Raw genomic sequence first — 15,537 nt, 5'->3', positions numbered from 1 at the left:
TTTCGTTTGGAGACATTATGGACGCCAGCCCTGCGGAATCGGCAACAACGATCGCCCTGCACAAGGTCGGTTGCTGTATTTGTGGTCACGATGACGCGACGCCCGTCGCTGTCGGCAAGGATTTCGAGTACAAGACCAGCGACGACAGTTTTCTCGCCATGCAATGTAAAGAATGTGGGCTTGTGTACCTGAATCCACGCCCAGACGACAGTGAATTTGCCAGAATTTACCCCGACAACTATCATGCATTCGCCTTTTCGGAGACGAGCTTCGGTCTTGTTTACAAAGTTCGACGCCGACTGGAGGCAAAGCGGCTTCTTTCCATTTGCAATGACCTTCCAAGCAACGCGCGTATTATTGACATCGGCTGCGGTGATGGTTTCCACCTGGGGCTGCTGCAGGAATTTGGCCCCAAATCCTGGCGGTTGGAGGGCGTCGACTTGGACCAGCGGGCGGCTCTGGTCGCAAGCCAGCGTGGCCTGAGTGTTCACCTCGGTACGGTGCAGGATCTGCCGCTCGAACGGTCCGCCTATGATTTCGCGCTGATGATCCAGACCATCGAGCACGTGAGTTCCCCGCCAGAAGTGCTGGCCGCTGTCCACGCGCTGCTGAAACCGGGCGGACGGTTGCTGATCGTGACCGACAATACCGACAGTCTTGATTTCAGCGTGTTCAAGAGCCGGCACTGGGGAGGTTACCACTTCCCGCGCCACTTCAATCTGTTCAACCGCAAGTCTCTCGGCCGGCTGGCTCACAAGTGCGATTACAATGTCGATGTCATCCGCACCATTGTCAGCCCCGTCAACTGGACCTATTCACTGCGTAATATGCTAGAGGACTACGGCGCACCCCGTTGGTTGATTGAGCAATTCAGCCTGAAGACGCCGGTAACTCTTGGCATATTCACAATATTCGACACATTGCATCAGCTGTTCGGACGCGGCGCGTTGCTGCAGGCTGTTTTGCGGCGGCCGTCGGGGGGAGTGAATAGAGATGGTCAAGATCCAGGGCCTAGCGCCTGCCGCTGCCGGCAAGGCAGCGCCGGTGGTGGTCATCGGTGCCGGGTTGGCCGGGCTGGCCGCCGCAAGCGAACTGCATCGCCGCGGTGTCGACGTGCAGGTTTTCGAGGGCAGCCCGTCGATCGCCGGCATGGCGTCGTCGTTCCGCGACGAGAAAGGCTTCAAGTACGACTCAGGCGCGCATTTTCTCACCAATCGCCTGACTGCGGCGCTCGGTGTCGATGCCAGTTGTCGGGACATCGCCTACTATGGCGAATCGGTCCGGCTGGGCGAAACCGCCTGCACCTACCCCTTCGGTCTGATGCTGCGCCAACCGAAGTACCTCGTCTCGGCCCTCGCAAGCCGTCTGCGCCGGGGTCAGCGCGGCACGCCGCCCAATGCAGCGGAATGGTTTCGCGCCACCTACGGCGACCGGTTCGCCGNNAGGGACGTGGCGCTGCCGCTGTGTGAGGCGTGGTCGGGTACGTCCNCCCATGAGTTGTCGCCCGACGTGGGCGACAAGATGAACTCCGTCTGGGAAATCCTCTCCTACAGCTTGGTCAAGCGGGTGACCAAGCGCGCCGTGGCCATCGGTTACAACAGCGACCAGAAACTGAATTCCAACGTTTGGCTGGTGTATCCCAAGGGCGGCCTGAGCATGATCTGCGACACCCTGGCCAGGGATCTGGGGCCGCGGATCGAAACCGGCGCCCGGGTGGAGGAGATTTTCGTCGCCAACGATCGGGTGGAAGGAGTGCGGGTCAATGGCCGCACCATTGCGGCTTCGGCGGTGATCAGCACCGCGCCGGTGCATATCCTCGCCCGCCTCGTCACCGGCACCAATCGGCTCGAGCCCTATCGCCGCTTCCGCTATCGCGGCATCATCGCCGTCAATCTCTGTCTTGAGGGCCGCAATCTGCTGTCTGACGCCGTGGTCTGGTATCCGAAGCGCGACGTGCCCTTCTTCCGCCTGACCGAGGCACCGATTTCCATGCCGTGGCTGGCGCCTGAGGGCAAGACGGTGATCACCGCCGATATCAGCGCCGAACCGGGTGACCCGGTCTGGGCGAAGGACAACGACACGCTGGCCCGCGAATGTCTGGCCGGGCTCGCCGGCACCATCCCCGACGCCGAACGCCGCTTTCAGGGTGCGCATACCCTGCGCTTGGCAACGGCCTATCCCATCTTCCATCTCGACTACGAGGAAGAGCGCCTTGCCTGGCAGCACGGTACCGGCATCGACGGCTTGGTCAGCATCGGCCGCAACGGCGAGTTCGGCCACTGGCTGATGGAAGGTGTCTACTGGCGAACCCTGGCAACGGTGCGCCGGCTGCTGGCGAGCACGCCGGTGACCCCCGCTTGCCGCTGGCTGCCACCCGCGCCGAAGAGTTCATCGCCACCGACGCGGGAGCACTCGCCCCGGCATCGGGACTGAGCAGCCTGCAGCCCCAGATGCCGCGAGTTCGCCGGCCTGAGAACTGCAGACTACCCGACGGCGCTCAGCTGCGGTCGAGGGTGGATGTCCTCGGCCGCAACAGGCTCACCGTCGCAAAAGCACCGAGCCAGGAGCCTCCGGCGGCGAACAGGACGTAAATCCAACTGCTTGTGTAGGTAATCACGGCGAAGGCGGAGAGCAGGTACCAGACGCTGCTCCAGGTAGCCGCCCGAATCCGCTGTCGCGACGATACCGCGGCATTAAAAAATACATAGGCCGCGTCGGTCACGGCAGTGGACGCCGCCACCCCGAGGGCCAGCATCGGATCGATCGTCGGCATGGCAGTTCCTCACAGGATCAGTCCGCAAAGCCAATCCTCATGATGTCGCAAGACCAGCCGACGCCGCCAGCCGCTGCTACAAAATAAACTTCGCCAGATCCGCTGACTTGGCCAGAATGCCTACCGTCCCGCGCACGTCGGTTGCGTTCAGGGTGATCGTCTCGCCGGTCCGCTCGGATGCGGTGAAGCTGATCTCCTCCACCAGCTTCTCCAACACCGTCTGCAGCCTGCGGGCACCGATGTTTTCGACGCCGCTGTTGATCTCGGCGGCCAGGGTGGCGATTTCCTCAATGGCGTCCGAGGTGAACTGCAGCTCCACCCCCTCCGTCGCCATCAGCGCCTTGTACTGTTTGATCAGACTCGCCTGCGGCTCGGTGAGAATGCGGACGAAGTCGTCGCGGGTCAGCGCCTTGAGTTCGACGCGGATCGGCAAGCGACCCTGCAATTCCGGCAGCATGTCCGACGGCTTGGCGATGTGAAAAGCGCCCGAGGCGATAAACAGGATGTGGTCGGTCTTCACCGAACCGCGTTTGGTCGGCACCACGGTGCCCTCGATCAGCGGCAGCAGATCCCGCTGCACCCCCTCGCGACTGACGTCGGCGCCGCCCACCCTCTCGGATCGGCCGGTGATCTTGTCGATCTCGTCGAGAAAGACGATGCCGTGGTTCTCCACCTGCTCGATCGCATCCTTGACGATGCCGTCCTCGTCGAGCAGCTTGTCTGCCTCCTGCTGTTGCAGCAGGGTGCGGGCGTCGGCGACCAGGAGCTTCTTCTTCTTCGTCGGCCCGCCGCCCATTGCCTTCGAGAACATGTCATTGAGATTGAGCATGCCCATCTGGCCACCGGGCATGCCGGGGATATCGAAGGTGGGGAGTTGCAGGCCGCTGCTGTCGGCAACCTGCACCTCAATCTCCTTGTCTTCCAGCTGCCCGGCGCGCAGCATCCGGCGGAACTTGTCCCTGGTTTCGGCGCTGGCATTCTCACCGACGAGGCCGACCACAAGCCGCTCCTCCGCCGCCAGTTCCGCTTTCGCCTGTACCTCGCGGCGCATCCGCTCGCGCGTCATGAGGATTGCCGCTTCCAGCAGGTCACGAATGATCTGCTCCACGTCGCGGCCCACATAGCCCACCTCGGTGAACTTCGTCGCCTCCACCTTGATGAAGGGGGCCTGGGCAAGATTGGCCAGCCGCCGCGCGATCTCGGTCTTGCCCACCCCCGTCGGACCGATCATCAGGATATTCTTCGGCAACACCTCATGGCGCATATCGTCGGCCAGCTGCTGCCGGCGCCAGCGATTGCGTAGCGCGATCGCCACAGCGCGCTTGGCCTCGTCCTGGCCGACGATATGGCGATCAAGTTCGGAGACGATTTCCCGCGGAGTGAAGCTGGTCATAGAGCCTCGACGATGACGTGATTGTTGCTGCAGATGTAGCCTCTGTACGGCGATAGCCAAGGCGCGGCGCGCGATTGCCTCGGCGCCCCTGCCCTCGATCCTTGCGAATGATCATCCCCCGCCCCAACGCGGTGCGCAACAGCGGACCGCCGAAGCCTTGTTCCGGCCGCCGCCAAGAAGACGCTCGCCTAAGCGAAGCAGAAAAATGCGAGCTCGTTTCATCAGGGTGTCATTCAACCCAACTATCGTGCAGCCCTCGATTACTGGACGGGACGCGCGAATACGGCGTGGCGGACCGGCGCAAGACAACCAAGAGGGCCTTTGGATGAGCAGCAAGTTTCACCCTGACAGCAAGCTGAGCCCCAGCCTGTCAGTCAGCAACGATNCGGGCAACCCCAGCATCTTCGATTTGATCGAACAGCGCCAACTCGGCCGGCGCGGCTTCCTGAAGACCTCCCTCGGTGCCACAGCTGTCGCGGTTCTGGGAACCAGCATCCTCGAAACCCTGACGAACGTCGCTCATGCCGCACCGTCGCCGGTCGGTGGCATCGGCTTCACCTCGGTTCCGGCCAACGTGGCGGCGACGTTTACCGATAAGGTGACCGTGCCGACAGGCTATACCGCGAAGGTCCTGGTAGCCTGGGGTGACTCGCTGACCCTGGCAGGAAACTGGAACCCGTCGGGCGCGATGACGGAGGCCACGCAATTGCATTGCTACGGCTGCCATACCGACGGCATGCACTTCTTCCCTCATGCCGAGAACGGCATCCCTCACTCCTCCAACGAGCGTGGCGTCCTGTGCGCCAACAGTGAGTACTGCGACCCGGGGCTGGTGAACAGCACCACCAGCTATGCCACCGACACCATCACGTTGGACATGGTCCGCGCGCAACAGGCAGCGCACGGGGTCAACGTCATGAAAATCTCGACGCGCGCCACCGGCGAGTGGCAGATCGTTCGCAGTTCGCCGCTCAATCGCCGCATTACCGGCAACACACCGTGCCTCGTCAGCGGTCCTGCCGCCGGCCACCCGCTGCTGCAGACCGCTGACGACCCGACCGGGACGATGGTGCTGGGCACGCTGAACAATTGCTCGCACGGGCACACCCCCTGGGGCACCTACCTGACCTGCGAAGAGAACTGGAACGGCTATTTCTCCAACGAGACCGGAGACGTGGTCGGCGTGCCGGACGGCGATCAGAAGCTGCAGATCATCGCCGGGCAGAGCCGCTACGGCGTGGTCAAGGGCGGTTTCGGCTACCGCTGGCACGAGGTGGACGAGCGCTTCCGCGCCGACCTCCACCCCAACGAGCCCAACCGGTTCGGCTGGGTGGTGGAGATCGATCCCAATAAGCCGAACGCCAAGCCGGTCAAGCGCACCGCCATGGGCCGCCTGAAGCATGAGGGCGCACAACTGGTCGTCGACGCCGCCAAGAACGTCGCCTTCTACATGGGCGACGACGAGCGCAACGAGTACATCTACAAATTCGTCTGCGCCGCGAAGGTGAACAGTGGCGACCGCGACATGCTGGACCAAGGCGTCCTCTACGTCGCGAAGTTCAACGCCGACGGCACCGGCACTTGGCTGCCGCTGATCTGGGGCCAGAATGGCCTGACCGCGGCCAACGGCTTCGCCGACCAGGGCGAGGTGCTGATCAAGACCCGCCAGGCGGCGGATCGCCTGGGTGCGACGATGATGGACCGCCCGGAGTGGGGTGCAGCGCATCCGGTCACCGGCGAAGTCTACATGACGCTGACCAACAACAACCGCCGCGGCAACACTCCCGTCTCCAGCAACAAGCCGGACGGCACCACCAATGCCGCCAGCGCCAACCCGCCGGTGGACGCCGCCAACCCGCGTCCCGACAACGACTTCGGCCACATCATCCGCTGGCGTGAGGACGGCAGCGTCGTCACCGCGCTGACCTTCACCTGGGACATCTTCGTTAAATGCGGTGACAAAGCCACCACCAAGACGCTCGGTGCCAGCTACAACCCGGCCGGCCACGACGGCTACAAGGGCAACATCAACGGCGACGACTACGGCGCGCCGGACGGCCTGTGGTTCGATAAGGACGGCCGGTTGTGGATCGAGACCGACCAGCCCGGCGACGCCACCGGCGACTGGGTGAACATCGGTGGCAACATGATGCTCTGCGCCGATCCATCCACCGGCGAGACCCGCCGCTTCCTCACCAGCCCGAAGAACTGCGAAGTCACCGGTGTTGTCGGTACCCCCGACGGCAAGACGCTGTTCGTCGGCATCCAGCATCCGGGTGAGGACTGGTCGGGCAGCTTCACTGCCAACTCCACTTGGCCGGACAGCGGCGTCAACGGCCCGACGACGCAGAGCCACCGCGCCAAGGTCCACAAGCCCCGCTCCGGCATCGTCGTTATCACCAAGGACGACGGCGGCGTCATCGGCACCTAATCCACTTTTCCAGCTCTCGTATCAGGCCAACCTTCGCGCCAGGGGCGGCTACGGCCGCCCCGTAAGGCCTGATTGTCGGAAAGGACAGCCCTGGGGTCGTCAAGCTGCCTAGCAGCCTGTCGGACTTGCGTCTCGGGCGTCGCCGGACCTGCGTAGGGATCGGTGCGTCGGCGCCTCTGTCAGCGCCATTTTGGGCGGTGCGGTCGCGCTGGCGCGCCTGCGGAACTGGCCGCGCAGGCTAGACGGCGCGGCTGAGGGCGAACATCCGCTTCAGGTTCCATGCCATGGTCACAAGCCTCCACTCGCCACGGGCGGCATTGAGCCCGCGCAGCAGGAACTGCCGGAACCCCAGCACGGACTTGATGATGCCAAACACTGGCTCGGGCGTCTGCTTGCGCAGGGCGTAGAGCGCGCGGCCCTGCGGCGTGCGCAGCCGATACGCCATCGCCTGAACCGGGGTGGGGTCTTCGGGCGCCGGTGGCGCCGCAGCGAAGCGCTCTTGCAGGCTGAGATGATGCGCCTCGCGACCAAGTGCGATCAGCGGTTCGATCCCGCCGGCCACACAGGCCTGCACATTCGCCTCGCTGAAGTAGCCATTGTCCGCCAACAGCATGTCCGGCCTGCCGAGCACGTCCGGCAGAGTGCCGATCTTGTCCAGCATGGGTGTAAGCTGCTGCTTGTCGTTGGGCGCCTGCACCACGTCGGCGACCACCACCAGCAGACTGCCCGCCGCCACCGCCGCCTGCGCATTGTAGCACTGCTCAAAACCGCCGCCCGCCACCGCCATGATGCGGCTTTCCTCGTCGGTCAGATTGATCTGATCCGTGGGCAGCGGCGTCGCCACCGGCGGCTTCGGCTCACGGCCCGTGGGCTTCTTGCCGGTGGCCGCTGCCTTGGCGTCCCGTGCTGCGAGTTTCGCCTGATGGTCTGCCTGCTCCCGTTCGAAGCGTTCCTTCGCGCGGGCCTCGATCTTCGCCCGGGCCTCGGCGAGCCTGGACAACCGTTCCTCACGTCGCGCCAGTTCGTCGGGGATCGACATGCCGTCAGCGATGTCCACCTGGTCCGCCGCTTCTGCCTTGGCCATGAGATCGGCCACTTCGGCCTGCAGTTGGGCCTCCAGCTTGCCCGCATGGTCATAGGACAGCGCGCTGTGCCGGCTGGCATTGGCGTGGACCTTGGTCCCGTCGAGCCCGACCGTTCCCAGCTTCAGCACGCCCATCTCGCGCGCGAGCACCAGCACCTGGACGAACAGCTTCTCGATCTGCGGCAGAAAGCGTCGGCGGAACGCGGCGATGGTGTCATGGTCCGGATGATCGTTCGCCGCGATGAAGCGGAACGCCACGCTGTCATAGGTCGCCCGCTCCAGCTTGCGGCTGGAGAACACCCCGGTGGCGTAGCCGTAGATCAGAATGCCCAGCAGAAGGCTGGGGTGGTAGGACGCTTCCCCAGAGCCACGGTAGCTGCCGGTCATCGGCCGCAGATCCAGCCCCGCGATCACCTCCACCACGAACCGCGCCAAGTGCCGCTGCGGAAGCCACTCGTCCACCGACGGCGGCATCAGAAATCCGCTGTCGCGGTCGATCGGGCGGAAGTTGCTCATGCCGAAGAGGTCCGGGCCGGGGGCGTGAATCCATGCCCGGATTCTATAACCCACAGCTCCGCCTCGCGTTAAGTCCGACAGGCTGCTAGAGTGCCTCGACGATGACGTTGTCGTTGGTAAAGACGCAGATTTGCGCCGCGATGGCGAGCGCCCGGCGGGCGATCGCCTCGGCATCCATGTCGTCGCGGTCAATCATCGCCCGCGCCGCCGCCAGCGCAAACGAACCGCCGGAGCCGATGCCGATCAGGCCGTCTTCTGGTTCCAGCACGTCGCCGGACCCGGTCAAAACGAGTGAAACGGACGCATCCGCCACCGCCATCATCGCTTCCAGCCGGCGCAGGTAGCGATCGGTGCGCCAATCCTTGGCGAGTTCGACACAGGCACGGGTGAGCTGGCGAGGATACTGCTCCAGCTTGCTCTCCAGCCGCTCGAACAGAGTGAACGCATCGGCGGTGGCGCCGGCAAAGCCGGCAATGACGCCGCCATCAGCCAGCCGGCGCACTTTGCGCGCATTCGCCTTGATGATGGTGTTGCCCATGGAAACCTGGCCGTCGCCGGCGATGACGACGCGCCCGCCCTTGCGCACGCACAGCACGGTCGTCCCGTGCCAATCGGGATGGGAAGCGTTGGACTTTTGAGTGGACATGGACAGCTCACTGAGCGGATCAACAACAACGCGGGCGGAAAAGCCGCGCGGCAATCCCGGCCGCGAAGCGCCGGCAATGCCCCGCTTGGAATTCATCGCGGTTAACCGTTTATCTCGGCGGATTTAGGCTTGGCGGCGAAGGGGGTCAAGGTTAGCAAAAATCCGGCTGGTGCTGCCGCGTCGGTCTATAGGGTTCGTTTCACCCTGAACACCACCGATCGGTGTCGTCGATTGCGCCGCCACACAGCTGCTTCGCGACGTCCTGGGAGCCTGTTGCGGAATTTCCGGCTACCGCGTCGGAGTTTCACGGATCAGTTCAAGCAGGAAGCGGTCACGTTATCGGCGTCGAGCGCACCCTCTCCTAGCTCACCGCTACCGCCGCCTCGCCAAGGACGTCGAGGTCAAACTATCCTCACGACACTTGGCAAAAGCCTGAACGACCTATCCGATTTTCAGTCAGACACTAAGGCGTCATCGGTCCGTGCCGCAGGTCATAGACCGTCGCCAGGACGACACCCAGCCGCGATACGACCGCATAAATCGGATATTGGTCGTATTGAGGGCAGTATTTCCGTTCAAATGTAATCGCAAAATCCGGAATTTTATCTTCGCCCACGTCCACTCCGCGCCAAGCGGGCGGGAGCAGCTGGGCTGAATCATGCCAGGGATTGCAGACATCCACCGATACCGGTTCATTGACTGCATCGGCGCCGCGTTCCGCAGTGAGGCGGGCAACCAGCACGTGGGCAGCCTCCCTCAAACTCGCACCCCAGTAATCCAGTTCGAATTGACCCGCGGCCCCCGCCGGTCCTCCCACCAACCGGTTGAAGTAAACGTATTCGTACGGATGCAGGCGGATCAGGGTCGAAACTGTCGTGGTGAGACCCACCAAGACAACAGCGGCGAGTGCGATCCCGAGCCATCGCCAATGCTGGAGTACCAGGAGCCCACCCGCTGCGGCGGTTACCGCCAGCGGCGGGAGAATGAAGAGGAGGTGGCGGAAGCCATCGTACAGTACGGGCCGGGTCATGATAACGACGGCGATCGGTAGCATCCAGCCGAGCCCGACATTGATGCGCATAAGCAGCAGGAAACGCTCCGAAGCGCGAACGACGGCACCGCCTGCCGCGATGACCGCGACCGGCAGGGCAAAGAGGCAGAGCAGAAAAGCCTCAGGTAGACGAACCAGGAGATTCGCAGGGACGTACCAAGCTGGAAGCATGGTGGTTCTCAACATGCGACCGAAGAACGGGAACTCGAAGTCGAGCGGCATGCGGGAAAAGTGGTCTGCAGCCGCCAGCAGCCGGGTAATCGGGTCAGGCCAAAGCCAGGGCCAAAGTGCATAGGTCACCGCCAGCGCAACAAGACCGATGAGCAGATTGTCGACGACGAAGCGGCCGATCGTTGGCGCCGCCGATCGCCAGCCGGCGCGACGCACCGCATACAGGCTAAAAATTGCCTGACCCACGGCCAGATTGACGAGAAAGAGCACACCGCCGATTCGCGTCGCCAAGGCAAGACCAATCGCCAGACCCACCGGTAGCGTCAGCCGCCAACCCGACTCATCCATGCGGCCCAGATAGCGGNNTTGATGGCAACCAGAAAGCGTCATCGCCAGCATGAAAGGCGTGTCGATGGGATCGTTGAAGACGTTGCCGACGAAGTAGCCGGTTGCCAGGAGCAGGATCAGCGTCAGCAGGCCACCGGCCGCTCCCAGCGTTTGCCGTCCCAAATACCAACTGGCCAAGGCCGTCGCCACGCCAGCGAGCCCGCCCACAAGATGGCGGGTATCGAAGGGAGAATACGGCAGGAGGCGGTCGGCAACGGCGACGAGGGTCTGATACCAAGGACCGTAATAATACAGGTCGATAAAGTTGACCGCCCGCTGGTCTGCGCCGAAGCTTGTATAAAGCTCCAGGGTTAACCTACCGGACTCCTGGTTGACCCACTCGTCGATGGTGATGCCGTAATCGCGGAAGGTGCAGAGAACAAAGACCAGAAACAGGCCGAGCAGCACTAGCGCCGCCGCATCGTACATCGCAGACAGGCGAGCCGAGGTTCCGGGCTTGCCTAGAGGCACGCGTGGCGATGCATCCGCGAAGAGCAAAGGCGTTCTCCTTAGTTTGTCGCCACGGCGGTTACGCGCCGGACGTCTCACCACCGACGCTTCGGCATAGCACATCCGCTCGCAACGTCGCCGACGAAACCGTTGGGGTGGACGGCCCCGCGGCATCTGGTGCCAAGGTTCGCTGTCGAAGTGAACAGGAGCCGTCCATGACCGAGCTTACCCGCATTGCGATCGACACGTCCAAGTCCGTCTTCACCCTGCATGGCACGGATGCCGACGGGCGGGCGGTGCTGCGACGCAATCTGCGCCGCCAGGACATGGTGCCATTCTTCGCGCGCCGACCGCCGATGGAGGTGGTGCTGGAGGCCTGCGGCGGCTCGCATCACTGGGGCCGTGTGCTGGCTGGGCTCGGCCACACGGTGCGGTTGATCCCGCCGCAATACGTCAAACCCTTCGTCAAGCGCGGCAAGAACGATCGCAACGATGCCGAGGCGATCAGCGAAGCCGCGGCCCGGCCGGAGATGCGCGAGGTCGCGGTCAAGTCGGCGAGGCAGCAGGCCAACGCGATGCTGCTGTCGGTGCGCGAGCTCCTGGTGCGCCAACGCACGCAGCTGGTCAACGCGCTGCGCGGACACGCGGCCGAGTTCGGTCATGTCGGCCGCCTTGGCCGCCAAGGCGTGGCAAAGCTGCTGGCCGACGTCGCCGAGGACGCGGAGCTGCCGACGCCGGCGAAGGACGCATTGGCGTTGCTGGGCGCCGAGATCGGTCGGCTGGATGCGCGGCTGGCCGAGGTCGACGCCCGGCTGGTGGCGCAACACAAACAGACGCCAACCAGCCAGATGCTGGCGGAGGTGCCGGGGATCGGGCCGATCGGCGCGCTGAGCCTGGTGCTGCGGGTCGACTTCAGCCAGTTCAAGTCGGGGCGGCATTTCGCCTCCTGGCTGGGGCTGACTCCGCGCGAGCATTCCACCGGCGGCAAGACGCGGCTGGGCGGGATCAGCCGCGCCGGCGATGAGCGGTTGCGCCAGCTGCTGGTGCTGGGGAGCAACCGCGGTGATCAGGCAGGCCAAGCCGGGAAGAGCCTCGGCTTGGCTCATCGCTTTGCTGGCAAGGCGGCCGCGCAAGCTCGCGGCGGTCGCCCTGGCCAACAAGATGGCGCGCATCGTCTGGGCGATGATGACGAGTGGAGAGGCGTATCGCCAGCCGGCCACCGCCTGACCACTCTTTGATGCCAAGGGTGCAGGGCTGAGGAAGAGAGATGCTGATCGGTCGAGCCGACGATCCACAGAACCCGGGTAGCCCGGTGGCCATCAAGGCCGCTAATCCGTTTGGGCGTGGATCGCGGAACCCATCTGGGCCAGCGGACATCGTGCCGCGCAAAACAGGCCGGACACACGACTGCCATCGCACCAGATCAGATTTTCTCCCCCTCACCCCTTGCACCCAGGGGGCCGTCCACACACGAGCTACAGCATCACGTTCAGGGTTCCCTCACCGCGCCACCCGACGGGCAAAGTTTGCAGGCGAAGTCTGCTGGCGAAACTCGCCCGTGGGGATGAGACCAGTGACGATTTCGCTGCACGCAAACAAACTCCCGCACAATGCGCGGAGCGAAAATGCGCTATGGTTGCGCTCAGTTCGCGGGGGTTGAAATGCAGTCCGGTTCCACCGAACGCGCCGCCGCTAACAGGAAGCAACTGGGAAACGAGGAGACGTTCCATGCCCGCGCAGGGGACAATTTACGATCTTGGGCTCGCCAAAAACGAGGCCAACTTCATTCAGTTGACACCGCTTACCTTCATCGAGCGGTCAGCATCGGTCTATCCGGGCCATCTTGCCGTCGTCCACGGCGATATCCGTCGCAACTGGGCCGAGACCTATGCACGCTGCCGGCGCCTCGGCAGCGCCCNNTTAAAGCGCGGCATTGGCCTCGGCGACACCGTCGCCGTCCTCTGCGCCAACCTGCCGGAAATGTTCGAGTGCCATTTCGGCATTCCTATGTGCGGCGCAGTCATCAACACCATCAATATCCGCCTCGACGCTGAGGCGATCGCGTTCATCCTCGAACATGGCCAAGCGAAGGTGCTGATCGTCGATCCGGAGTTTTCCGCCGTCGCCATGGATGCGCTCGGGCGGCTCGGACAGCGGCCGTTCGTCGTCGACGTCCTCGACGCCAGCTACGAGGGTGGCAAGCAAATCGGCGAGCTGACCTACGATGCGCTGATCGCTGAAGGCGATCCAGAGTTCGCCTGGGAAAACCCGGCCGACGAATGGCAGGCAATCGCCCTCAACTACACATCGGGGACCACCGGCAACCCGAAGGGCGTCGTCTACCACCACCGCGGCGCACACCTGAACGCCGTTTCCAATGTCGTCACCTGGGGCATGGTCCGACACTCGGTCTATCTCTGGACGCTGCCGATGTTTCATTGCAACGGCTGGTGCTTCCCGTGGGCAGTCGCCGCCGTCGCCGGCACCAATGTCTGCCTCCGCCATGTTCGTGCCGACAACATCTTCGATGCGATCCGCGACGAGCGGGTGGTGNGCTACTTCTGCGGTGCGCCGATCGTCCTCAACCTGTTGATCAACGCGCCGGCGGAGTTGAAGGAAGGGATCGGCCACAAGGTGAAGGTGATGACCGCGGGCGCAGCACCGCCAGCCGCCGTCATCGAAGGAATGGAGCGAATGGGGATCGAGGTCACCCACGTCTACGGGCTGACCGAAACCTATGGTCCTGCGGTCGTCTGCGATTGGCACGACAGTTGGGACAAGCTGACGCTGGAGGAGAAGGCCCGCCTCAAGGCGCGCCAGGGCGTACGCGACCTGATGCTGGAGGAACTGATTGTCGCCGATCCGCTGACGCTGGAGCGGGTGCCGCGCGACGGTCAGACCATCGGCGAAGTCTTCATGCGCGGCAACAACGTGATGAAGGGTTACCTGCAGAATCCGAAAGCCACCGATGAGGCCTTCAGGGGCGGCTGGTTTCATTCCGGCGATCTCGCCGTCTGGCATCCCGACGGCTACATCGAGATCAAGGACCGCTCCAAGGACATCATCATCTCTGGCGGCGAGAACATTTCGTCGATCGAAGTGGAAGACGTGCTCTACCGTCATCCCGACATTCTCGAAGCGGCGGTGGTTGCCAAGCCATCGGAAAAATGGGGTGAAACACCCTGTGCCTTTGTCGGCCTCAAGCCCGGATCAAGGGCCACCGAAGCCGAGATCATCGAATTCTGCCGAGCGCGGATGGCGCACTTCAAGGTACCGCGGACGATCATCTTCGGCCCGCTGCCGAAAACCTCCACCGGCAAAGTGCAGAAATTCCAGTTGCGCGACCGGGTGAAGGAGATCGCCAAGGAATCGGCGTAAATCGATTTACGTTAAGGCTCAACGTCGGCAAGCAATCAAGGGCCTACCCTCCCTGGAGGGTAGGCCTATTGGCAGTTCACAGCAGCAAAAGCCAGCTGCTGTTGATGGATTTAGCTGTTCGGTGCTAAACTAAAGTAATGGCAAATATTCTTGTGGTCGGACATTATGACGAAACGGCAGAAAAGGCTTGGAGGGAGTGTCTTTCAGGCTTGCCGGGCACGGATAATGGTGCGATGGAAAGCAGCACAAACGCTAAACGAATACGTGAGTTAGCGAATCAGCTTGGAAAGACGATCGTTGAGCGCAATCATGTTCTTTTTGGATGTGCGGAAACTTTACTTGATCGCTTCGTTGCTGAGGGTGCAAAGGCTTGGCTTTGTTCACAATGTACAGCGGTAGGAGGACGAATAGTTTCGTATGTTTGTCGCAACGCTGAAAGATCGCATAACATCGGTGATTTTATTTACAGTGACTCCTCCACATGGTCGAGACTAGAAGCCAATATCCCATTTCCAGAGGCGATTGTGAAAGCAGATGTCATAATTTTGCTTGGCGAGAATCAACACGTTCAGATTATAACGTTCTGGGCACAGATTGCTGAGAAGCCGATATTGCCTGTTACTAGTTTTTCGTCACATCAATTACATTTAAATAAAGAAGATATACACAGAATATTTAGGCACGAAATGCAGCAGTTTGATCGAAAGTATGGCGATCGAATTACGCGGGACGAATATGAAGTTCTGAAAAAGGCTTTTCCAAATTCGTCTGGGAATATTCCCCAACTTTGCGAGAGCGATCAACGAGACCTTCAAGCGTACGCTGAGGAATTGGTCACCCTCGCGGAAAAGGTAACGCAATCAAAAAATTGCTTCATCATTATGCCGTTTGAGAAGGCGTTGCAATACACTACCTTGGCGGGCATATTCGAAGACTGTGCCAATAAATGCGGGTTCAGCGCGAAAAGAATTGATCACACGATTGGAAACACAACTCATATTATTCCAAGGATATATAAGGAAATTACAAGATCGTCCCTCGTATTCGCGGACGTTTCGAAACCAAGCCCGAACGTATATTATGAGCTCGGTTTTGCTATAGGCCTTAAGAAAAACGTGATAATAACCAGGCGTAAAGGTGTTCGGCTTCCTTTTGACATTAATGACTTACCAGTAATAGACTGGGAAGGAAACACCGCGGCCTTGTCGGCTTCTATATTGGAGAAGATTCGGGCTATTATGGAAATTACTTAAGAGG

General features: G+C 62.1%; 8 protein-coding genes and 2 pseudogenes. 6 read left to right on the top strand and 4 right to left on the bottom strand.

Translation table 11 applies throughout. The annotated features are described in order from the left end of the window. Positions 1-17 precede the first annotated feature (17 nt). Both HQ394_RS21240 and HQ394_RS14610 read left to right on the top strand, forming a co-directional pair. Positions 18-713: pseudogene (locus HQ394_RS21240) on the top strand (class I SAM-dependent methyltransferase); the annotation flags it as partial. A 280-nt stretch (positions 714-993) separates the two neighbouring features. Further along, entirely contained in the window at positions 994-2,433 is a 1,440-nt protein-coding gene (locus HQ394_RS14610) for a protoporphyrinogen/coproporphyrinogen oxidase (protein ID WP_190260846.1), read from the top strand. A gap of 64 nt (positions 2,434-2,497) precedes the next feature. Here HQ394_RS14610 and HQ394_RS14605 read toward each other — a convergent pair whose 3' ends face one another. Both HQ394_RS14605 and hslU read right to left on the bottom strand, forming a co-directional pair. Then, positions 2,498-2,773, bottom strand: coding sequence for a hypothetical protein (locus tag HQ394_RS14605; RefSeq protein ID WP_190260845.1), 276 nt, complete (start codon positions 2,771-2,773; stop codon positions 2,498-2,500). A gap of 76 nt (positions 2,774-2,849) precedes the next feature. Further along, positions 2,850-4,166, bottom strand: coding sequence for an ATP-dependent protease ATPase subunit HslU (hslU, locus tag HQ394_RS14600; protein WP_190260844.1), 1,317 nt, complete (start codon positions 4,164-4,166; stop codon positions 2,850-2,852). A 205-nt stretch (positions 4,167-4,371) separates the two neighbouring features. Between hslU and HQ394_RS14595 the strand changes: the two genes are divergently transcribed. Then, complete coding sequence (locus HQ394_RS14595) at positions 4,372-6,597, top strand: PhoX family protein (protein ID WP_456151441.1); 2,226 nt, start codon at positions 4,372-4,374, stop codon at positions 6,595-6,597. A 238-nt stretch (positions 6,598-6,835) separates the two neighbouring features. Here HQ394_RS14595 and HQ394_RS14590 read toward each other — a convergent pair whose 3' ends face one another. Next, the gene (locus HQ394_RS14590; protein ID WP_190260069.1) at positions 6,836-8,197 is read right to left on the bottom strand and encodes an IS1182 family transposase; all 1,362 of its coding nucleotides are present in this window, start codon (positions 8,195-8,197) and stop codon (positions 6,836-6,838) included. An 85-nt stretch (positions 8,198-8,282) separates the two neighbouring features. Further along, the gene (hslV, locus tag HQ394_RS14585) at positions 8,283-8,843 is read right to left on the bottom strand and encodes an ATP-dependent protease subunit HslV (protein ID WP_190260842.1); all 561 of its coding nucleotides are present in this window, start codon (positions 8,841-8,843) and stop codon (positions 8,283-8,285) included. A gap of 2,274 nt (positions 8,844-11,117) precedes the next feature. Between hslV and HQ394_RS14575 the strand changes: the two are divergent. The 3 genes and pseudogenes from HQ394_RS14575 to HQ394_RS14565 all read left to right on the top strand — a co-directional run bounded on the left by HQ394_RS14575 (position 11,118) and on the right by HQ394_RS14565 (position 15,533). Continuing rightward, positions 11,118-12,129: pseudogene (locus HQ394_RS14575) on the top strand (IS110 family RNA-guided transposase). A 501-nt stretch (positions 12,130-12,630) separates the two neighbouring features. Then, positions 12,631-14,280, top strand: coding sequence for an acyl-CoA synthetase (locus HQ394_RS14570; protein WP_190260840.1), 1,650 nt, complete (start codon positions 12,631-12,633; stop codon positions 14,278-14,280). Between the two features lie 137 nt (positions 14,281-14,417). Further along, a complete protein-coding gene (locus HQ394_RS14565; protein WP_190260839.1) occupies positions 14,418-15,533 on the top strand; it encodes a hypothetical protein in 1,116 nt (371 codons plus the stop codon). Positions 15,534-15,537: the final 4 nt, after the last annotated feature.

The organism is Defluviicoccus vanus (genome assembly GCF_014672695.1).
In the GTDB taxonomy this organism is placed as follows: Bacteria; Pseudomonadota; Alphaproteobacteria; order Rhodospirillales; family Defluviicoccaceae; genus Defluviicoccus; species Defluviicoccus vanus.
Note: the sequence above shows the minus strand (reverse complement) of the source record. Positions and strands in the feature narration are given on the sequence as shown.

Excerpts from the sequence above, each read along its gene's own strand:
- hslU (WP_190260844.1), bottom strand. The coding sequence starts at position 4,166 with ATGACCAGCTTCACTCCGCGGGAAATCGTCTCCGAACTTGATCGCCAT.
- HQ394_RS14565 (WP_190260839.1), top strand. The coding sequence starts at position 14,418 with ATGGCAAATATTCTTGTGGTCGGACATTATGACGAAACGGCAGAAAAG.
- HQ394_RS14605 (WP_190260845.1), bottom strand. The coding sequence starts at position 2,773 with ATGCCGACGATCGATCCGATGCTGGCCCTCGGGGTGGCGGCGTCCACT.
- HQ394_RS14590 (WP_190260069.1), bottom strand. The coding sequence starts at position 8,197 with ATGAGCAACTTCCGCCCGATCGACCGCGACAGCGGATTTCTGATGCCG.
- hslV (WP_190260842.1), bottom strand. The coding sequence starts at position 8,843 with ATGTCCACTCAAAAGTCCAACGCTTCCCATCCCGATTGGCACGGGACG.